The 20,519-nt window shown below is 71.1% G+C and carries 12 protein-coding genes; 5 read left to right on the plus strand and 7 right to left on the minus strand.

Annotation, left to right across the window (positions count from 1 at the left end):
• Positions 1 to 176: 176 nt before the first annotated feature.
• Entirely contained in the window at positions 177 to 824 is a 648-nt protein-coding gene (locus EIL87_RS04625; RefSeq protein WP_233576020.1) for an HNH endonuclease, read from the minus strand.
• Between the two features lie 267 nt (positions 825 to 1,091).
• On the opposite strand from EIL87_RS04625, the gene EIL87_RS04630 reads away from it, so the two are divergent.
• From EIL87_RS04630 to EIL87_RS04650, 5 genes are all read left to right on the plus strand, one after another.
• Positions 1,092 to 3,200, plus strand: coding sequence for a prolyl oligopeptidase family serine peptidase (locus EIL87_RS04630; protein WP_125088885.1), 2,109 nt, complete (start codon positions 1,092 to 1,094; stop codon positions 3,198 to 3,200).
• A 133-nt stretch (positions 3,201 to 3,333) separates the two neighbouring features.
• Positions 3,334 to 4,317, plus strand: a complete 984-nt coding sequence (locus tag EIL87_RS04635) for a mechanosensitive ion channel family protein (protein ID WP_125088886.1) — start codon at positions 3,334 to 3,336, stop codon at positions 4,315 to 4,317.
• Positions 4,318 to 4,502: 185 nt separating this feature from the next.
• Positions 4,503 to 4,886 (plus strand): globin, encoded by a 384-nt coding sequence (locus tag EIL87_RS04640; protein WP_125088887.1) that lies wholly within the window; start codon positions 4,503 to 4,505, stop codon positions 4,884 to 4,886.
• Entirely contained in the window at positions 4,877 to 5,983 is a 1,107-nt protein-coding gene (locus EIL87_RS04645) for an alpha-amylase family glycosyl hydrolase (RefSeq protein ID WP_325049397.1), read from the plus strand. The genes EIL87_RS04640 and EIL87_RS04645 overlap by 10 nt, the downstream gene beginning before the upstream one ends.
• An 89-nt stretch (positions 5,984 to 6,072) precedes the next feature.
• Positions 6,073 to 7,374 carry a heparan-alpha-glucosaminide N-acetyltransferase domain-containing protein gene (locus EIL87_RS04650; RefSeq protein ID WP_125088888.1) on the plus strand — a complete coding sequence of 434 codons (1,302 nt, stop codon included), beginning with the start codon at positions 6,073 to 6,075 and terminating at the stop codon, positions 7,372 to 7,374.
• A gap of 479 nt (positions 7,375 to 7,853) precedes the next feature.
• Here EIL87_RS04650 and EIL87_RS04655 read toward each other — a convergent pair whose 3' ends face one another.
• The 6 genes from EIL87_RS04655 to EIL87_RS04680 all read right to left on the minus strand — a co-directional run bounded on the left by EIL87_RS04655 (position 7,854) and on the right by EIL87_RS04680 (position 20,444).
• On the minus strand, positions 7,854 to 8,495 hold the full coding sequence (locus EIL87_RS04655) for a hypothetical protein (RefSeq protein WP_125088889.1): 642 nt from the start codon (positions 8,493 to 8,495) through the stop codon (positions 7,854 to 7,856).
• Complete coding sequence (locus tag EIL87_RS04660; protein WP_125088890.1) at positions 8,488 to 8,913, minus strand: acyl-CoA thioesterase; 426 nt, start codon at positions 8,911 to 8,913, stop codon at positions 8,488 to 8,490. The genes EIL87_RS04655 and EIL87_RS04660 overlap by 8 nt, the downstream gene beginning before the upstream one ends.
• Positions 8,914 to 8,980: 67 nt before the next feature.
• The gene (locus EIL87_RS04665) at positions 8,981 to 13,918 is read right to left on the minus strand and encodes an NAD-glutamate dehydrogenase (RefSeq protein ID WP_125088891.1); all 4,938 of its coding nucleotides are present in this window, start codon (positions 13,916 to 13,918) and stop codon (positions 8,981 to 8,983) included.
• Between the two features lie 142 nt (positions 13,919 to 14,060).
• Positions 14,061 to 16,688, minus strand: coding sequence for a hypothetical protein (locus EIL87_RS04670; RefSeq protein ID WP_125088892.1), 2,628 nt, complete (start codon positions 16,686 to 16,688; stop codon positions 14,061 to 14,063).
• Positions 16,689 to 16,735: 47 nt separating this feature from the next.
• Positions 16,736 to 18,412: an energy-dependent translational throttle protein EttA gene (gene ettA / locus EIL87_RS04675; protein WP_125088893.1), complete on the minus strand. Its 1,677-nt coding sequence runs from the start codon at positions 18,410 to 18,412 to the stop codon at positions 16,736 to 16,738.
• Positions 18,413 to 18,488: 76 nt separating this feature from the next.
• Positions 18,489 to 20,444, minus strand: a complete 1,956-nt coding sequence (locus tag EIL87_RS04680) for a cytochrome c oxidase assembly protein (RefSeq protein ID WP_407690512.1) — start codon at positions 20,442 to 20,444, stop codon at positions 18,489 to 18,491.
• Positions 20,445 to 20,519: the final 75 nt, after the last annotated feature.

Consider the following 20,519-nt stretch of genomic DNA (forward strand, 5'->3'; position numbering starts at 1 on the left):
CAGCTCGCACCGCCGCGGGTTCTGAGCGGCTTCGTGGCGAGTACGCCGCGACGCCGCGTCCGGCGCACATCAGGAGCGGCGCACGGAGTCCACGGAGCCCCACGGAGCCGCTGTGCTCTCCCGTTCCGGGGGTCCTGCCACCCGCACCGCCACGCACAGCGGCTGCGACGAAACCCTCAGGCAGCCGACTCGCCGAGGTAGGGGAGCCAGAGCGGATCCGCTTCGGACAACCCCGCCAACAACCGCCAGTGGCGGCCTCGTGGCGCCTGCGGGGTCACCGGGAGCCGCCAGCCCAGCTCGCTGAGGGTCTTGTCGGCCTTGCGGTGGTTGCACTTGGTGCAGCAGGCGACGCAGTTCTCCCACGTGTGCGGCCCCCCGCGGCTGCGCGGGAGAACATGATCTATGGTTTCCGCTCGTGCGCCGCAGTAGACGCACCGGTGGTTGTCCCGGAGCATCAGCGCGGCCCGGGTCAGCGGAACCCGGCCGCGGTACGGCACGCGCACGAAGTTGCTCAACCTGATCACGGACGGGATCTCGACCTCGGCGCTCGCCGAGTGCAGGGTCATCCCGGCCGAGTCGCCGTGGACCACCTCGGCCTTGCCGCACACGACCATCACGATGGCGCGGCGCAGCGGGAGCGCGGTGAGCGGTTCGAAGGTCGTGTTGAGCAGCAGGACCCGGCGCTTGCGCCACGACGTGGCGCTGCCGGGAGGCCGATCCGTCTGCGGTGGTCCGGAACCTCGGCTCGTCTGGCACAGCGGGGCCCGCGACGCGAGGCCCGAAGCCTTCCGCGCCGGCTGTCGGATCGGTTGTCGGTCTGGCACGCGACCACCTCCACCGGTGTCGGGCAAAGTTCAGCACAGAACCCGGCCCGAACGCACGTGTGATTCGCCACGCCACGCCGCCGCAGGCGCCCCGCCGCGCGTTTGCGCAGGTGGGAGCGATACCGCGTGATCACCGCCGAAGCCTCGCCCACGTCCGGCGGTCTCGACCACCGACCGCTCTCCGACGTTGATCACCTCAGGTGAAAACCGGCTCTGAGAACCCTCCGACCCCGCTCGCGGCCCCGGGCGGCACGTATCGTCGCGATCGTGACCGACGTTCAAGCGCACCTGAGCTACCCCGCCACCGCCCGCGAGGACACCGTGGAGACCCTGCACGGCCGCGACGTGGCCGACCCGTACCGGTGGCTGGAGGACGCCTCCTCGCCGAGCACCGAGGCGTGGTCACGAGCGCAGGACGAGCTCGCCCGCACCTGGTTGGACGCGCTCCCGGGCCGGGAGTCGATCGCGGAACGGCTGAAGTCGCTGCTCGGAGCGGGTGCCGTGGGCGCGCCTCTGTGGCGGGCAGGGCGGTGCTTCTTCACCCGCCGCGAGCCCGGCCAGGAGTTCGGCGTGCTCCACGTGCGCGAGGCCGACGGGACCGAGCGGGTGCTGCTGGACGTCACCGACCTCGACCCGTCCGGGCTGACGACGCTCGACAGCTGGGTGCCGAGCCTGGAGGGCGACCTGCTGGCTTACCAGATCTCGGTGGGCGGCGACGAGGAGTCGTTGCTGCACGTCATGGACGTGGCCACCGGTGAGCTGGTCGAGGGCCCGATCGACCGCTGCCGCTATTCGACGATCTCCTGGCTGCCCGGCGGGCGGGAGTTCTTCTACATCCGCCGGCTGGCGCCCGAGCTGGTGCCCGAGGGCGAGGAGCAGTTCCACCGCCGCGTGTGGCGGCACCGGGTGGGCACCGACCCCGAGCAGGACGTGCTCGTGCACGGCGAAGGCCTGGACCACACCTTCTACTACGGCACCCACGTCTCGCGGGACGGCCGTTGGCTGGTCATCGAGGGCAGCATGGGCACCGCCCGCCGCGACTCGGTGTGGATCGCCGACCTCTCCGACGGCGCCGAGGTCCCGCGGCTGCGCCAGGTCGTGGACACCACCGACGGCTACCGGGTCGCCGCGTGGGTGGAGCGCGACGGCCGGATGTACGTGATGACCACCAAGGACGCGCCGCGCTGGCGGCTGTGCGTGGCCGACCCGACCGAGCCCGAGCCGCAGAACTGGACCGAACTGATCGCCGAGGAACCGGATTCGGTGCTCGACGCGGTCCGCTACTTCGACGGGGACGCACCGCTCCTGGTGGCGCTGCGCACGCGGCACGCCGTGTCCGAGCTCACCCTGCACGACCCGGCCACCGGCGAGCGCACCGGCGAGGTCCCACTGCCCGGCACCGGCCAGGTCACCGCGCTGACCACCGTCGACTCGGCCACCGAGCGGCACCGCGACCGGCTGTGGATCGGCTGGACCGACTTCGCCACCCCGCCCTGCGTGCACACCTACGACCGCAGCACCGGCGAGGTGTCGTTGGAGGCCTCCGCCCCCGGAACCGTGGAGCTGCCCGAGGTCCACACCCGCCAGGTCAGCTACCGCTCGGCCGACGGGACCGAGGTCCGGATGTTCGTGCTGGCACCCGTCGCCGAGCCGGACCGCCCGCGCCCGGTGTTCCTCACCGGCTACGGCGGTTTCTCGCTCTCCCGCGAACCGGGCTACATGCCTTCGGCGCTGACGTGGGTCGCCGCGGGTGGTGTGTGGGCGCTGCCGTCGCTGCGCGGTGGCGGCGAGGAAGGCGAGGAGTGGCACGTCGCCGGCATGCGGGAGCAGAAGCAGCACACCTTCGACGACTTCCACGCCGCGGCCGAGCACCTCGTCGACGAGGGGTGGACGACGTCGGACCAGCTCGCGATCTCGGGCGGTTCCAACGGCGGTCTGCTGGTGGGTGCCGCGCTGACGCAGCGCCCGGAGCTGTACCGGGCGGTGGTGTGCTCGGCTCCGCTGCTGGACATGGTGCGCTACGAGCGGTTCCTGCTCGGCCGGACCTGGAACGACGAGTACGGCACGGCCGACGACCCGGAGGAGCTGAGCTGGCTGCTGTCCTACTCGCCGTACCACAACGTGACCGAGCACACGGCCTACCCGTCGGTGCTGTTCACGGTCTTCGAGTCGGATTCGCGGGTGGACCCCAACCACGCCCGCAAGATGTGCGCCGCGCTGCAGAACGCCACGAGCTCTGACCCTGGTAAGAGGCCCGTTCTGATCCGCCGTGAGACCGAGGTGGGCCATGCCGCCCGGTCGGTGTCACGTACCGTGGGACTGACGACCGACCAGCTCGCCTTCCTCGCGGAGGCAACCGGTCTCGCTCTGGACTGAGCCCCGAACTCGGTTCTGGCCGACCGGTTTTCGATCATCGTGCGCGGCGGGGCGCGCACGAAGGTCGGGCCGGACGGTTCTCGACGCCCTGCGTCGCACCCCGAAATCGACAGCCGTGGAGACCCCCGTACCCATGAACCTGCCGTTCCTGTCCCAACCTCCCGCGTGCGAACCGTCAGAACGCTGGTGCCAGGCGGTGTTCGACTGGACGCACAACGCGTGGTTGGCCTCCTACGCCGACCTGGTCATCGCCAAGCCGTTGCAGATCCTGCTGGTGCTGGTCATCGCCTTCGTGGCGCGCTGGCTCCTGCACCGGATGATCAACCGCCTGACTCAGGGCAACGGCAAGCCTCCGAAGCTGCTCGTGCCGCTGCGCGAGAAGCGCGGTGACAGCCTCACCTCGGAGCTGCTGTCCGAGCGCCGCAGGCAGCGCGCCAAGACCATCGGCTCGGTGCTGAAGTCGCTGGTCTCGTTCCTCATCTACGGCTTGGCGGCCATCTACGTGCTGCAGGTGCTGGGCGTGCAGATCGCTCCGGTGCTGGCCTCGGCCGGTGTGCTGGGTGTGGCGGTCGCCTTCGGTGCCCAGAACCTGGTGCGGGACTTCCTGTCCGGCATGTTCATGATGGTCGAGGACCAGTACGGCGTCGGCGACACCGTCGACCTGGGCGAGGCCGTGGGTTCGGTCGAGGCCGTGGGACTGCGCGTCACCACGCTGCGCGACATCAACGGCACCGTCTGGTACGTGCGCAACGGTGAGATCCTGCGGGTCGGCAACTCCTCGCAGGGCTTCGCTGTCGCGGTCGTGGACTTCCCGATCTCGCACAGCTCCGACGTGGAGAAGGCCATCGAGGTCGCGGGCAAGGTCGCCGAGGAGGCCGCCGCCAAGGAACCGCTGTCGAACGACGTGCTGGAGCCGCCGCAGATGCTCGGCGTCGACCAGATCACCTCGGACACGGTGACGCTGCGGCTCACGGTCAAGGTCCGTCCGGGCCGCCAGTGGGCGGTCCAGCGGCGGCTGCGCGTGGAGATCAAGCGCGCCTACGACGACTCGTCCATCGACCCGCCGTACCCGCACGGCCGGCCGGTCCCGCCGGAGACCATCTCGACGAAGAACTGACCTGACCAGCGCGATCCCCCCGGCCCGTCCGACCGGCCGGGGATCGTCCTGCGGCCGCCCCCCGCGAGCTGCGGGCACGGCCCCCGCGGGCCGGCGGGCGTTGGAGGAGAGCTCGAGCACGCCGCGACGGACAGCAGCTGCCTGACCACTGAAGCCCCCCGACGATGACCTGAGAGGATGGGAGGGTGACTTCCGTGGAGAGTTTCTACGAGCAGGTCGGCGGCGAAGCCACCTTCCGCTTCATCGTGGCCCGCTTCTACGAAGAAGTGGCCAAGGACGAGCTGCTGCGCCCGCTCTACCCCGAGGAAGACCTGGGGCCGGCCGAGGAGCGGTTGCGCCTGTTCCTGATGCAGTACTGGGGCGGCCCGACCACCTACTCCGAGCGGCGCGGACATCCGCGACTGCGGATGCGTCACGCGCCGTTCAAGATCGGTCCCGCCGAGCGCGACGCCTGGCTGCGCTGCATGGAGGTGGCCGTGGACGAGGCCCGGCTGAAGCCCGAACACCGCGACCAGCTCTGGAGGTACCTGGAGATGGCCGCCAACAGCATGATCAACTCGTGGTTCTGAGCGGCGGACCCGATCTAGGAGCGAAGGACGACCTGGTGATGCGGCAGGGCACGCAGGACCCCCTCGGTGAGCGACCGTGGTGGTTCGACGCGGTGTGCTACCAGATCGACGTCGGCGCGTTCGCCGACGCGGACGACGACGGGGTCGGCGACCTCGACGGGATTCGGGGCAGGCTCGGCTACCTGGAGCTGCTGGGCGTCAACGTCGTCGTGCTGGCCGGCATCGCCGGTTCCGACCCGGCCTCCCCCGCCCTGGCGAGGTTGCTGGCGGAGGCGCACGAGAACGGTCTGCGGGTCCTGCTGGCGCTGGACATCGATCCGGGGCGCACCGACCCGGGATCCCTGCTGCGCCCGTGGCTGGACCACGGCGTGGACGGGTTCCACCTGGCGCCGCGCAACGACCCGGAGGACGCGGTCGCCGCGGTGGTGGCCGACTACCCGGACCGGATCGTGATCGGCAGCGGCACCGGGAACTGGCACCTGCTGTTCGGCCTGGACCTGGCGGTCGCCGGGTTCTCCGCGGAACCCGTGCGCAAAGCGATCACCACGGTGCTGGACCCCCCCGGCCCGCGCCCGGCGTGGGCGATGGCCAGCCGTGACACCACCCGGATCCGCGACCACGCGGCGTTGACGCCGGTGCGCGCGATGGCGCTGGTGCAGCTGGCGCTGCCGGGCGCGGTCTGCCTGCGGCACGGCGAGGAGCTCGGCCTGCCGGGCACGGAGCGGATCCGGATGCCGTGGGAAGGCCTGATGCGGCCCTTCGGCTTCTCCGCGGCGCAGGCGGACTGGTCCTCCATCCCGCACGACTGGGTGCACTTCACGGTCGAGGCGCAGCTGGAGGACGAGGACTCGACGCTGTCGCTGTACCGGCACGCGCTGGAGATGCGGGCGACGCACCCGGCGTTCGTGGGCGACGAGGTGGAGTGGTTCGGCGCACCGGAGGACTGCTTCGCGTTCCGCCGGGTGGGCAGCAGCCTGATCTGCGCCCTGAACACCTCCGCGGAGCCCGTACCGCTGCCGCCCGGGGAGGTCCTGCTGAGCTCCCGACCGCTGGTGGCGGGCGAGTTGCCGCCGGGAACCGCCGCCTGGTTGGTGTGAGCGGCACCTCGCGAACACGGGCAGGTGCGGGGGCGACCGGAAGCGGTCGGTAGATTTCCAGTCATCGCCCCCGATCCGAGCTGGATGTCATGACTGCTGTTGCGCCCGAACGGACTTCACCTCGGGTGCGGTCCGCTACCGCCGGTAGGCCGGGGCGGCTGACAGGGGTCGACGTGGCCCGCTTCGTCGCCGTCTTCGGCATGTTCTGCATCCACTTCGGGGTGCCGTTCGTCGGCGGCTGGCCGGAGGTCTTGGCGGCCCAGTTCTTCAGCGGCCGGTCCACCGCGCTGTTCACGCTGCTGGCCGGGGTGTCGCTGGCGCTGATGACCGGCCGGACCGCGCCGCCGTCCGGCGCGGCCTTGCGCGACGCCCGGCGCCGGGTGGCCGTGCGCGCGGCGGTGCTGCTGGTCCTCGGACTCGCGCTGGCCAAGTCGACCGAGGCGACCGGCTTCCTGCTGACGGTGATCATCCCGTTCTACGGCCTGTACTTCCTGCTGGCGGTGCCGTTCCTGGGCTTGCGGGCACGCGGCTTGGTGATCGCGGCTGCGGTCAGCGCGGCGGTGGGACCGCAGCTGTCCTTCGTGCTGCGCGGCTGGATCGCCGCGGACACGCCGATGTCGGGCCTGGTCTCGTGGGTCAACAGCATCGATCCCGGGCACCTGCTGGCCAACGAGGGACTGTTCGACCTGCTGCTGCTCGGGTTCTACCCCGCCGCCTCCTACCTGCCGCTGGTGCTGGCGGGACTGGCGGTCGGGCGGATGGACCTGACCTCGCCCCGGGTGCGGCTGCGGATCGGCATCACCGGTCTGGTGCTGTCGCTGGTCGGCTACCAGCTGTCCTTCCTGTTGGTGCCCTTCGGCCCGCCGGCTCCGGTGGAGGGCACCATCCCGGTCGGGCACCCGGAGTGGCTGTTGGCATCGACCGCGCACAGCGGGACGACCCTCGAGCTGCTGGGCTCGGGCGGGATCGCGCTGGTCATCCTGGCGCTCTGCCTGCAGGTCGCCGACCGGGCGGGCCGGTGGCTGACGCCGCTGGCCAAGGCCGGGTCGATGGCGCTGACGCTGTACGCGGCGCACGCGGTGGCGCTGGCCTGGCAGATCATCTCCGGCGGCTGGCCGTTGAGCGGCGTGCCGGAGGACCTGGCGCACCTGGCGAGCATGGGCCCGGCGCTGCCGCTGGACGACCCGAACCTGCCGTGGTTCCCGCGCGATGGCCACGAGCCGACGGGCTTCGTGGCGTTCGTGAACGCCTTCATGCCCGAGGTGTTCCTGATCTTCACCTTCGCCTTCACCTACACCTGGCGGCACTTCTTCCGCCGAGGCCCGCTGGAGGCCCTGGTCAGCGACATCGTCCGCTGGACCACCACCCGCCGCCCCACTCCCACCCGCTGACGGCACGACGGAGCGGCCCGGAGCAGCTCCCGACCCCACCAGGAAGAACCCGGTGATCCGCCCCCGAGGACCCGGGGGTCCGTTGCGGACACGGAAGACCCGCGGAGATCGGGTCTCCGAGATACCGGGGGAATCCGTCCGGACACCCGGAGGGCCCGCGATCACCGCGGTGTCAGGTCTCCGTGTGGCCACGTACCCGGAGAACCCGGTCGTCAGGGTTCTGATCACCGGGTTCTCCGGACGCGCGCAGCAGGTGGTCGAGAGCTTGCTGGGCTTGTTCCGGGTGCGGCGGAGCCGCTGTCCTCAGGTGCGGAACTCAGCCCGCACCCACCGCGGGTTCTGAGCGGCGTCGTGGCGAGCACGCCGCGACGCCGCGTGCAGCCGAGGTGCTCGAAGAGCGGCGGACCGAGCCACGGGGCCGCTGCGCTCTCCCGTTCCGGGGGTTTCTGCCACCCGCACCCCACGCGGAGCGACCGACCCTAGAGCAACAGCGGAAGGAGGGCGTGGCGGCGGCGCACCACTGCGCCGAAGCGGGAGTCGAGGCGCAGCCACGAGTCCGTGGCGCTGACGCGGACGATCTCCTCCTCGGCCGGGGAGTCGACCAGGAATCCCATGCCGGACAGCACGAACAGGCAGCGCAACGGGACCTTCACGTCGTACCCGGCGCCCTGGACGGTGAAGACCTCCTGGTCCAGCAACGAGGCCGGCGGGGTTCCCTTCGGCCCGACGTTCTCCTTGGCGACGTCGATGCCGCGTTCGGCGACCTCGCCCACCAAGCGGGCCGGGAGGTCGTCAACGCGCTTCCACCCGGTGGCCGGAGGCAGCTCCGAGCGCCACAGCAGGTCCTTGGGCGCCCCCGGGTCCATCACCTCACCACCGGCGACGGTGAGCGTCGCGAGCAGTTCGTTGCCGGAGAGGCTGAGGTCGGAGGGCTCGACGGAGCCCACCACGGAGCGGGTGGACAGGGCGTCGAACGGGGTGGCCGCCCAGACGTCCATCCGGTCGCTGTCGGGCCGGTTGCGCATCCGGACCACGGCTTGGGAGTCGAGCCGGACCGCGCGTGCCACGAAGGCGCCCAGGTCGTCGCGCTCGACCCGGTCGGTCATGCGGAGCTCAGGCACGACCGGGCTCCAGCTGCTCCGCCTGCCACCCCGACAGGAACTCGCGCTCGTCGGCGGTGAGCCGGCGGGGACGTCCGGCGCTCAGGTCGTAGGGCACCATCAGGGTTTCGGCGGTGCACACGGCTTCCTGAGCGAACGCGGTGTAGTCGATGACGAACGAGGCCGCCTTGAGGTCGCGCACCGACATGCGGACCTGCAGCGATCCGGCCGCGTACATCAGCGGCGCGTGGTAGTCGATGACCACGCGAGCGACGACCATGCCTTCGGCCATCCCGAGCAGGCCCTGCTTCTCCGCCTCGGTGAACAGCAGGTCCGCCCGCGCCTCCTCCAGCAACGTGATCGTCCTGGCGTGGTTGACGTGGCCGAACGCGTCCATGTCAGACCAGCGCAGAGCCACCTCGGCTACGTACGCGCCCACAGGGCCTTCCTCTCTGCCGTGTCCGGGGTGGGGAGGTTCCCGCCCGGGAACCTCCCCACCCCTCAGGTCACCGGACCATGCTGCGGAGCTGACGCGCCGCCACCGACAGCGTGGCCAGGTCAAGCCGCCCGGAGTTGACGATCTCCTCCAGCGACGAGTTGGCCCGCGCAAGCCGCGAAGCGTTCGCCGACTCCCACCGCGCGATCTTCTCCTCCGCACCCTCGCCGGGCTCGGAGGCCCGCAAGGCGTCCACGGTGATCGCGCGCAGCGATGCGTAGAAATCATCCCGCAGCGCCAGCCTAGCCAGTGCGTGCCACCGGTTGCCGCGCTCCAGCTGGTTGACCGCCAGCAGCATCCGCTCCACGTCCAGGTGCGCCCACAGCGCGTAGTACAGTTCGGCGCTCTCCCGCGGGCTGCGCTCCGCGGTGATGCCCGCGTCGCGCTCGGCCAGCTCGGCGACCTCGCGGATGTCCAGCAGGGCGAACGCGTCGAGCAGCACCCCGACCCGCTCGGCCAGCTCCTCCGGAACCCCGGCGGAGACCCAGCGCTCGATCCGCGCGGCGACGCCCTCGGCGGCCCGCCCGCGCAGCAGCCCCCGCACGGTCGGCATGAGATCAGCCACAACCGGCCGGAACCGGGTGATCTCGGCGCCGATGGCCAACGGCTGCGGCCGGTTGGTCAGCATCCAGCGGGCCGCCCGGTCGAGCAGCCGCCGACTCTCCAGCACCATCTCGTCGGCGACGGCGCTCGGCACCGAGCCGCCCAGCGCGTCGATGTCCGACCACAACCGTCGCAGGTCGTAGACGTGGGTGACGACCGCGAACGCCCGCACCGCGTCGGTGGTGGAGGCGCTGAGCTCCTCCGACAACCGGTAGGCGTAGCTGATCCCCGCGCCGTCGACCATCTCGTTGACCAGCAACGTCGTGATGATCTCGCGGCGCAGCGGGTGCGCGGGGATGGCGTCGCCGTAGCGCTCCCGCAGCGGCTTCGGGAAGTACTCCGGCAACCGCTCGGCGAACGCTTCGGCGTCGGGCAGGCCGCTGTCGAGCACGTCGCTCTTGAGCTGGAGCTTGACGTGCGCCATCAGCGTCGCCAACTCCGGCGAGGTCAGGCCCTCGCCGGACTTCTCCAGGTCGCGGAAGGCCTTCTTGCTCGGCAGGGCCTCCAGCTCGCGGTCCAGCCCGGTGGCCTGCTCCAGCGCGGTGACCTGCCGGGCGTGCACCGACAGCATCGAGGCCGCGTGGGCGCGGGAGATGCCCAGGACCGCGTTCTGCCGGTGGTTGTCGGCCAGCACCAGCTCACCGACCTCGTCGGTCATCTCGGCGAGCAGCTCGTTGCGCTGCTGACCGCCGAGCCTGCCCTCGCTGACCAGCTGGTCGAGCAGGATCTTGATGTTGACCTCGTGGTCGGAGCAGTCCACACCGGCGGAGTTGTCCAGCGCGTCGGTGTTGACCTTGCCGCCGTTGCGGGCGAACTCGATCCGCCCCAGCTGGGTCAGGCCCAGGTTGCCGCCTTCGCCGACGACCTTGACCCGCAGGTCGGCGCCGTTGACGCGCACCGCGTCGTTGGCCTTGTCGCCGACGTCGGCGTGCGTCTCGACAGTGGACTTGACGTAGGTGCCGATGCCGCCGTTCCACAGCAGGTCGGCCGGCGCCTGCAGGATGTGCTTGATCAGCTCGGCGGGAGCCAGCTGCTCGATCGACTCGTCGATGCCCAGCGCTGCGCGGATCTGCGGGTTCAGCGGGATCGACTTCAGCGAGCGCGACCACACGCCGCCGCCCTGGCTGATCTTGCCGCGGTCGTAGTCGTCCCAGGTCGAGCGCGGCAGCTCGAAGAGCCTCCGCCGCTCGGCGAAGGAGACCGCCGCCTCCGGGTCCGGGTCGATGAAGACGTGCATGTGGTTGAAGGCGGCCACGAGCCGGATGTGCTCGGACAGCAGCATGCCGTTGCCGAACACGTCACCGGCCATGTCGCCGATGCCGACGACCGTGAACTCCTCGCGCTGGGTGTCCACGTCGAGCTCGCGGAAGTGCCGCTTGACGCTCTCCCACGCGCCCTTGGCCGTGATGCCCATGGCCTTGTGGTCGTAGCCGACCGAACCGCCGGAGGCGAAGGCGTCACCGAGCCAGAACCCGTAGGACTGGGCCACCTCGTTGGCGATGTCGGAGAACGTCGCCGTGCCCTTGTCGGCCGCCACGACCAGGTAGGTGTCGTCGCCGTCGTGGCGCACCACGTCCGGCGGTGGGGCGACCTCGTTGCCGACCAGGTTGTCGGTGAGGTCGAGCAGACCGGAGATGAACATCCGGTAGCAGGTCATGCCCTCGTCCAGCGACGCCTTGCGGTCCACGGCCGGGTCGCCCGTGGGGAGCGGCGGGCGCTTGACCACGAAGCCGCCCTTGGCCCCGACCGGTACGATCACCGCGTTCTTCACCGCCTGCGCCTTGACCAGGCCCAGGATCTCGGTGCGGAAGTCCTGCGGGCGGTCCGACCAGCGCAGACCACCGCGCGCGACGGACCCGAACCGCAGGTGCACGCCCTCCACCCACGGCGAGTACACGAAGACCTCGAACTGCGGCCGCGGTTCGGGCAGGCCGGGGATCTCGCGCGGTTCCAGCTTGAACGCCAGGAACGGGCGCTCGCGCTCGCGGGTGTCGACGAAGTAGTTGGTGCGCAGCGTCGCTCGGATCAGGCTCAGGTAGTTGCGCAGGATCCGGTCCGCGTCGAGGCTGGTGACCTCGTCGATCAGCTTGGTGACCGATTCGGTGAGCTCGCCTTCGCGCGCCGCGCGGTCGGCTTCGCCCAGCTCGGGGTCGAAGCGGGTCTCGAACAGGCGCACCAGCTCGGTCGTGGTGGTGCGGTGGGTGAGCATCGAGTCCTCGATGTAGTCCTGCGTGTAGGCGATGCCCACCTGGCGCAGGTACTTGGCGTAGGCGCGCAGCACGGCGGCCTGCCGCCAGTTCAGCCCGGCCCGCAGCACCAGCGCGTTGAACCGGTCGATCTCGGCTTCGCCCAGCCACACCGCGCGGAAGGCGTCCTCGAAGCGCTGCCGCAACGAGTCCAGCAGCTCCGGGTCGGAGCTGTCGAGCAGGGCCGAGTCCAGCCGCAGACCGAAGTCGTAGATGTAGAACTGCTGGCCGGAGGTCTCCAGGGTGAGCTCGTAGGGCCGCTCGTCGACGACCTCCACGCCCATGCTCTGCAGCACCGGCAGCACCCGGGACAGCGTGACCCGGCCGCCGACGTAGAGCTTGAAGCGGCGCTGACCGGCGCTGGCGTCGCGCGGCACGTAGAACGACATCCGCAGGTCGTCGGGGCCGCTCAGCGACTCCAGCCGGCGCAGGTCCGCGAGGCCCTCGGCGGCGGTGAAGTCCTCCTTGTAGGCCTCCGGGAACACCGAGGCGTAGTCCTGCCCCACCTGGGCGACGGCCTCGGACAGCGAACGGGCCGCGCGGTTCTCGGTCCCGTTGCCGTTCCGCTCGGCGGCCACCTCGGCGACCATCTGGTCGTCCCAGGTGTGGATGGCCTCCTCCAGCCGCTGCTGGATGCGGTGCAGGTTCGGCTCGACCTGGTCCTCCGGGTCGGTGTGCACCACGAAGTGCACCCGCGCCAGCGTGGATTCGCCCACCCGCGTGCTGTACTCCAGCTCGGTGCCGCGGAGTTCGTCGAGCAGCACCTCCTGCATGGCCAGCCGCGAACTCGTCGTGTACCGATCGCGCGGCAAGTAGACCAGGCAGGAGAAGAAGCGGCCGTAGGTGTCGCGGCGCAGGAACGGCTTGAGCTTGCGGCGCTCGGCCAGCGCCAGCACGCCGGTGATGGTCTCCTGCAGGGTCTCGAAGTCGGTGGAGAACAGCTCTGTGCGCGGGTAGCTCTGGATCTCCTCCAGCATCCGCTGACCGGAGTAGGACTCCAGCGGGAACCCGGCCCGGTGGATGACCTGCCGCACGCGGCGTTCCACGAGCGGGATGTCGAGGACGTCCTCGTGCAGCGCGGTGGTGGTGAACAGGCCGAGGAAGCGGTGTTCACCGGTGACCCGGCCGGAGTCGTCGAAGGTCTTGACACCCACGTAGAACGGGTGGACCGGTCGGTGCACTGTGGACGGTGCGCTGGCTTGGGTGAGCACCAGCAGCTCCGCGGACAGCGCGTGCGCCCAGGCGTCCGGACCAGCGGTCAGGCTGCGGGAGGCGACGCTGTCGCTGCGCAGCACGCCGAGCCCGGAGGCCAGCACGGGCTGCAGCGCGGGGCCGTCGCCCTCGACGAGCTCGTAGTGCCGGTAGCCGAGGAACGTGAAGTGACCGTCGGCCAGCCAGCGCAGCAGACCGGCACCGTCGGCGACCTGCTCACCGGGCAGCGGTGGGTTCTTCTCCAGCTCGTCGGCCAGGGACCGGGCGCAGGCGATCATCCGCTCGGTGTCCTCGACGACCTCGCGCACGTCGTTGAGGACGTCGGCGAGGTCCTGCCTGAGCGAGGCGAGCCGATCGGGGTCGACGACCTGCCCGACCTCGATGAACATCCAGCTCTCGGCCATCGCACCGGCCGGCGGGTTCGACGGGTCCGCCTCGGGCAGCACTTCCAGCAGCTCACCGGCGACGTCGCGCCGGACGACGATGATCGGGTGGATGACGCGCAGCACGTCGGCGTTGTCGCGGCCGAGCTCGGCGATCAGCGAGTCCACCAGGTAGGGCATGTCGTCGGTGACCGTCTGCACGACGGTGGCTTGGCTCTGCCAACCGTGCTCGTCGCGCGTCGGGTTGAAGATCTGCACGAGGGCGCGTCCGGCGACCCGGTTCGCGGCGAGCTCGCGGTGCGATCTGAGCGCGCCGACGAGGTCGCTCGGGTCGTCGTCGACGAGCTCTTCCGCCGGAACGTGGCGGTAGTACGTGCGCAGCAGCTCGCCGAGCTCGGGGGCGAACTCGACGGCTCGTTCCAGCAGTCGCCGTTTGGCCAGTTCGGGGTTCTCGGACTGCTCACCGGTCGTTCCGGTCGGCAGCTGTCCGGGATTCGACGTCATGTCAGGCAGCTCCACGCTCCACGGCACCTCGTTGTGCCAACACGGTCCACTCTAAGACTGCCAGTTCCCGCTCACGGGGCCGGGATCCGACCGAGGGGTCGCGGCGGGTGACGACGCAACGAAACGATGTCCAGGACGTTTCTCAGAGCAACGGATCCACTGCCGCGCTACCGATTCCGGGTGCGCGGTGCCTGGCTCCGACGCCCTCGTGATGATCATCCTCTGTGGACCGGTGCCGCTTGCGTCCGGCCACGCCGCCGGTGGTGTGATCGATGTGTTCGGCATCGCCCTCACCCCGCTCATCGCCGCGTCCCGGCTCACCGTAACCGGGTTTGTGACGACGGCCATGGTTGACGGCGGCGATGCCCTCGCTGACCTGCTGCTTCGCTTCGTCGGTGCGGCCGGCGTTGTAGGCCATCAGCGCGTCGGCGAGCAGGTCGGCCAGGCTCGCGTCCGGGCTCGGTTCCGGCGGCACCGGTTCCGGTTCGGGCTGCGGTTCGGGCTCCTCCGCGGCCTCCGGCTCCAGCATGCGCTGGGGTTCGTCCGCGGCGTGCGGTTCCGGCTCTGCGGCGGCGAGGCGGAAGCTCGGGTCGGTCTCCTCGGCCGGACGCGTCGAGCTCTCCGCAGCCTCGGACGTCGGCGTGGCGGGTTCAGTCTGGAACGCGGCGAGCGGGTCGGAATCGGCGTGCCGGGCGCGACGGCGGGAGGGCTGGTGGTCGGCGGGGAGCTTCAGCTCGGCGCGGATCTCGGCCAGCGACTTGCCCTTGGACCGGCGCCCGCCCGGCTCCTCCGACTCGGCTTGCGCCGGGACGTCCTCGGGCTCCGCCGCGGGGACGCCGTGCGCCGGGGTGGCGGGCTCGGGCTCCTGCTCCCGGCGGTCGTGGGCCGCGGTGATGCGCCGCAGGCTGTCGGCCGCCGCCGCCAGCGGGTCACCGCTCCACCGCTGCGCGACGCCGTCGTCGTCCCCGTCCTCGAAGCCGCCGGACTCCTCGTCCTCGATCGCGAGGCGTTCCGGCTCGTCGGAGGGCCACCAGGTGCCGGTGGAGTGCTGGCCGGCGGGCTCCTCCTCCGGCTCGGCCGCCTGCTGGACCCGTTCCGGGGGGGAGCCGAACATCTCGCTCGGCGACGTCGAGTCGAAGGCCACCCGCGGCTCGGGCATCGCCCGCTCGGCGAACGGCTCCGGGGCCTGTTCGGGTCGCTCCGCGGTCGGCGGGGGCTCCTCCTCGGCTTCCTTGGCGCGACTGGTCAGCGCTTCCATCAGCAGCCGAGCCGCGTCGTGCGCCTCGGCGTACCCACCCCGGCGGGACTGCTCGTGGCTCCCGTGGTGGCTGGTCGCCGCGGGTTCAGGTGCCGGCGACGCAGGCTCCGGTCCCACCGTCCGGTGGGTCGAGTGCGCAGGCTCGGTCCGCGCCGCTTCGAGTTCAGGTGCCGCAACGGGCTCCGGCGCCGAGTGCGCAGGCTCGGTCCGCGCCGCAGCGGACTCGGGCACGGCTTCGGGCGCCGAGTGCGCAGGCCCGCGCTCAGACTCCGCCACGCCCTTTCCAGGCGCGGGCGCGTCGGGTCCAGGTGCCGCGTGCGCAGGCTCGGTCCGCGCCGCAGCGGACTCGGGCACGGCTTCGGGCGCCGAGCGCGCAGACGCGCGCTCAGACTCCGCCAGGACAGCTTCAGGCGCGGTCGCGACGGCTTCAGGCTCGGCCGGTTCGGGGTCGGGCACGGCCGCGACGAGCGCCGAACGCCTGCGGCGAGGCTCCTCGGTCTCCGGCGGGTACGCCTTGATCAGGGCGACTCGGGCGTTGTGCACCAGCGCCCGCCACCGCCGGTCCGCCGAGTAGGCGCCGCGCAGCGCCTGCAGCGCCGCGGAGACCTCCTCCACGCGCTCGTAAGCGCGGGACAGCGCGTTGAGCGCCTCGGCGAGCAGCCCGTCGAGCTCGTGCCGCTCGGAGATCGCGGCCGTCTCGGCCAGCACGCGCAGCGCGGCGTCGTGGTCCCCGGCGGGCAAGTGCACACGGGTGGCCAGCGCCAGTCCGAGCCACCCGGTGGGTCCGGCGGCCGCCGCCCGCACGGGCTCGGCCAGCACCGCCTGGCTGGTCTCGACCGCCTCGACCCGGTGCCCCTGGTCGAGCAGGGCGTGCACGCGCTCCAGCAGCAACCGGGTCTGGACTTCCCCGCCGTCGGCCTCCGGGTCGCTGAGCCGCCGCAGCAGGCCCAGGCCGACGTCGGTGGCGGCGACGGCCTCGCCGAACTCGCCGAGCCTGCGGCGGTGCCCGGCTCGGGCGGCCCACACCCGGGCCTGGAGCACGCGGGTGGTGTCGGAGTCGTCGTCGGTGTGGAGGCGTTCGGCCTCGTCGAGAGCCTCGCTGCGCTCGTCGACGTCCTGCTGCGCGGGCAAGGCCGCGGCCAGGGCGAGGAGGGCGTGCGCGCGCAACGCGGGTTCGACGCGGTCGCGCGCGAGCTCGCGGCGCAGGACGCGGACGGCCACCTCGTGGCTGCCCGCGTGGACCGCGCACCAGCCGAGCTCGATGCGCAGCCTGGTCAGGACGTCGCCGGGAGCGGCGGTTTCGGCGTCGCGCACGGCCTCGAGCGCACGCCCGGTGGCCGCGACACCGCGGCCCAACCTGTTCGAGGCGAACAGCGCCAGCGCCTCGGCGCGCAACCGCGCGCTCCGGTCGCCGGTGCGCCTGGCGAGCGCGGCCGCTCTGTCGCTGAGCGCCAGCGCCAGTTCCGGGACTCTCCACCGCATCTGCCACGCGGGATCGAGCAACCCTTCCACCGAGCTGGACTCCTCAACAGCGGCCACGCTCGCCAAGGCGCCTCCGTTCAGCCGCGGGTCAACTTGCGATGGGTGACCCGGTGCGGACGGGCGGCTTCGGCGCCCAGCCGCTCGATCTTGTTCTGCTCGTAGCCCTCGAAGTTGCCTTCGAACCAGAACCACTTGGCCGGGTTCTCGTCGTCGCCCTCCCACGCGAGGATGTGGGTGGCGACGCGGTCCAGGAACCAGCGGTCGTGGGAGATGACCACAGCGCAACCGGGGAACTGCTCGAGCGCGTTCTCCAGCGAGCCCAGGGTCTCGACGTCCAGGTCGTTCGTCGGCTCGTCCAGCAGGATCAGGTTGCCGCCCCGCTTGAGCGTCAGCGCCAGGTTGAGCCGGTTGCGCTCACCACCGGAGAGCACGCCTGCCGGCTTCTGCTGGTCCGGGCCCTTGAAGCCGAACGCGCTGACGTAGGCGCGCGACGGCATCTCGACCTGGCCGACCTGGATGTAGTCCAGGCCCTCGGAGACGACCTCCCAGACGTTCTTGTCCGGGTCGATGTTCGCGCGGTTCTGGTCCACGTAGGACAGCTTGACGGTGTCACCGATCTTGACCGTGCCGCTGTCGGGCTCTTCGAGACCGACGATGGTCTTGAACAGCGTGGTCTTGCCGACGCCGTTCGGTCCGATGACGCCGACGATGCCGTTGCGCGGCAGGCTGAACGACAGGTCGTCGATGAGCAGCTGCTCGTCGAAGCCCTTCTTGAGGTGCTCGACCTCGACGACCGTGTTGCCCAGGCGCGGGCCCGGCGGGATCTGGATCTCCTCGAAGTCCAGCTTGCGGGTCTTCTCCGCCTCGTTGGCCATCTCCTCGTAGCGCGTCAGGCGGGCCCGCGACTTGGTCTGCTTGGCCTTGGCGTTGGAGCGGACCCACTCCAGCTCGTCCTTGAGGCGCTTCTGCAGCTTGGCGTCCCGCTTGCCCTGGACGGCGAGCCGCTCCTGCTTCTTCTCCAGGTAGGTGGAGTAGTTGCCCTCGTAGGGGTAGGTGCGGCCGCGGTCGAGCTCCAGGATCCAGCCGGCGACGTTGTCCAGGAAGTACCTGTCGTGCGTCACCGCCAGGACGGCGCCCGGGTAGGTGGCCAGGAACTGCTCCAGCCAGAGGACGGACTCGGCGTCGAGGTGGTTGGTGGGCTCGTCGAGCAGCAACAGGTCGGGCTTGCTCAGCAGCAGCTTGCACAGGGCGACGCGGCGTCGCTCACCACCGGAGAGGTGCTGGACCTCGGCGTCCGGCGGCGGGCAGCGCAGGGCGTCCATCGCCTGCTCGAGCTGGGAGTCCAGTTCCCACGCGTCGGCGTGGTCCAGGTCCTCCTGGAGCTTGCCCATCTCCTCCATCAACTCGTCGGAGTAGTCGGTCGCGAGCTTCTCGGCGATCTCGTTGAAGCGGTTGAGCTTCACCTTGATCTCGCCGACGCCCTCCTCGACGTTGCCGAGGACCGTCTTCTCCTCGTTCAACGGCGGCTCCTGCTGCATGATGCCCACGGTGTAACCCGGCGACAGGAACGCTTCCCCGTTGTTCGGCTGGTCGAGTCCCGCCATGATGCGCAGCACGGTCGACTTGCCAGCCCCGTTCGGCCCGACGACACCGATCTTGGCGCCCGGGTAGAACTGGATGGTCGCGTTGTCGAGGATGACCTTGTCACCATGCGTCTTGCGCACGTTTTTCATGGTGTAGATGAACTCGGCCATACCCCGAATCGTAGTTGCGTCCTACCGGGCGCCGCGCACGCGGCCCCCCGCAACCCGAACGAGCGACAGCCGGGGTTCAGCTGCGCGGCGAGTCCTGCTCGGCGAGCCGTTTGAGCATCTCGTTGTAAGCGGTGAGATCGGCGTCACCGTCCTGGTCCGCCTTGCGGTCGATCCGCCGCGCCTGCCGGTCGTCCGCCCGGGACCACTGGATGAGCAGCGCCAGCATCACCACGACCAGCGGGATCTCGCCGGACGCCCAGGCCAGACCGCCGCCGAGCTGCTGATCGGCGAGCAGGTCGGTGAACCACGGCAGGTCGAGGCTGCGGTAGAAGTCCCCGCCGATGGGCTTGGCGGACATCATCAGCGTGATGCCGAAGAAGGCGTGGAACGGCATCGAGGCGAAGACCAGGCCGACCTTGCCGATGGCGGGCAGGCGGCGCGGCGACGGGTCGATGCCGATCACCGGCCAGTAGAAGAGGTAGCCGACCAGCAGGAAGTGGGCGTTCATCGCCAGGTGCGCCCAGTGCTGGTCGAGCGCCAGGTCGAACAGGCCGGTGAAGTACAGCGCGTAGAACGAGCCGACGAACAGCACCAGCGCGACGACCGGGTGCGTGAGCAGGCGGGTCAGCGGCGAGTTGACGAAGGCCATCAGCCACTCGCGCGGACCGGGCGGCTGTCCCTTCCCGGCGGGCTTGAGCACCCGCAGCGCCAGCGACGTCGGCCCGCCCAGCACCAGGAGCACGGGGACGAGCATGGACAGCAGCATGTGCTGGCCCATGTGCACGCTGAACACGGCGGGCGCGTAGCGGCCGACACCACCGGACGTGGCGTAGAGCAGCGTCAGGCACCCGCACAGCCAGGCCACCGTCCGCCCGACCGGCCACCTGTCACCGCGAGCGCGCAGCCGGTGCACGCCCCACAGGTAGAGGCCGGCCGCCACCAGCGCCGCGGTGCCGTAGACGAGGTCGAAGCGGTAGTCGAAGAGCAGCCGCCCGAGGTCCGGCGGCGCGTCGAGGGTGTAGCCGATGATCAGCTCAGTGCGGCTGGGCACCGTCGTGTAACCCTCGGGCGGCGGGGTGCGGCCCAGCGCGACGGCGACGCCGAGGGTGGCGAACATGATCAGCACTTCCACGGCACCGAGCCGCAGCAGGCCGGAGGAACCGGACTCCAGCCGGGTCACGACCTTGCCGCGCTGCAGGTACCCGACGACCCCGAGCGCCAGCAGCCCGACGATCTTGAACAGCACCAGCAGCCCGTAGGTGGAGCCGAACAGCTGCTCCGGCAAGACCCGCACGAGCGCGTTGATCACCCCGGACAGGGCCATCGCGGCCCAGCTGACCAGTGCGATGGCCGAGAAGCGGCGCGCGACCAGCGGCAGGTGCGCCCCGCCGCGAGCGGCGTGGGCGATCAGGGCGACCAGCCCGCCGACCCACAGCACGGCGCCGACCAGGTGGAACAGCAGGCTGTTGGTGGCGACGTCGTGGGCGCCGCCGCTGGCGGAGTGGCCGGTGGCGATGACCGGGAGGAGCCCGGCGAGGCTGAGCCCGAAGGTCACCGTGGTCCAGCCCCACGACAGCACGATCCGGCAAGCCAGCGCGACGACGAAGGCGATCAGCGCGGTCAACGCCCAGGCCTTGGCCTCTTCGAGCGCGTCGACCAGGCCGAACACCACCTCGGCGCTGAGCACCTCGTTCACCGGGCGACCGGTGGCGTCGGCGCAGAGGAACGGCACCATCAGAGCCGCTCCGACGAACCACACCGAGGCGGCCCACCCGGCGGTGCGCACGGCGGCGTAGCCGTCGGCGAGCAGCGCACCCGAGCGGCTCGCCGGAATGCCGAACGAGGCCAGCAGCAGCGAACCGATCGCCACCACCGCACCGGCCTCGGCAACCACCCTCACCACGGGCAGGCCGTACTGGGTGACGGGACCGGGGTCGGGCAGCCCGAGCAGGGCGTAGTTGGCCCCGGCGGACAGCGTGGTCAGGGCCGCGGCGACGAGGGCCGCGAGCACTCCTGCGGTGAGGACCAGCACGCCGACCGTGCCGGAAGCGCTGCGCCTGTGGTTCGGTTCGGCGACGGACTCGGAGGGCACACACCGAGCGTAACG

It is taken from the genome of Saccharopolyspora rhizosphaerae, from assembly GCF_003931915.1.
Classification (GTDB): Bacteria; Actinomycetota; Actinomycetes; order Mycobacteriales; family Pseudonocardiaceae; genus Saccharopolyspora; species Saccharopolyspora rhizosphaerae.

Excerpts from the sequence above, each read along its gene's own strand:
- ettA (WP_125088893.1), bottom strand. The coding sequence starts at position 18,412 with ATGGCCGAGTTCATCTACACCATGAAAAACGTGCGCAAGACGCATGGT.
- EIL87_RS04635 (WP_125088886.1), top strand. The coding sequence starts at position 3,334 with ATGAACCTGCCGTTCCTGTCCCAACCTCCCGCGTGCGAACCGTCAGAA.
- EIL87_RS04650 (WP_125088888.1), top strand. The coding sequence starts at position 6,073 with ATGACTGCTGTTGCGCCCGAACGGACTTCACCTCGGGTGCGGTCCGCT.
- EIL87_RS04665 (WP_125088891.1), bottom strand. The coding sequence starts at position 13,918 with ATGACGTCGAATCCCGGACAGCTGCCGACCGGAACGACCGGTGAGCAG.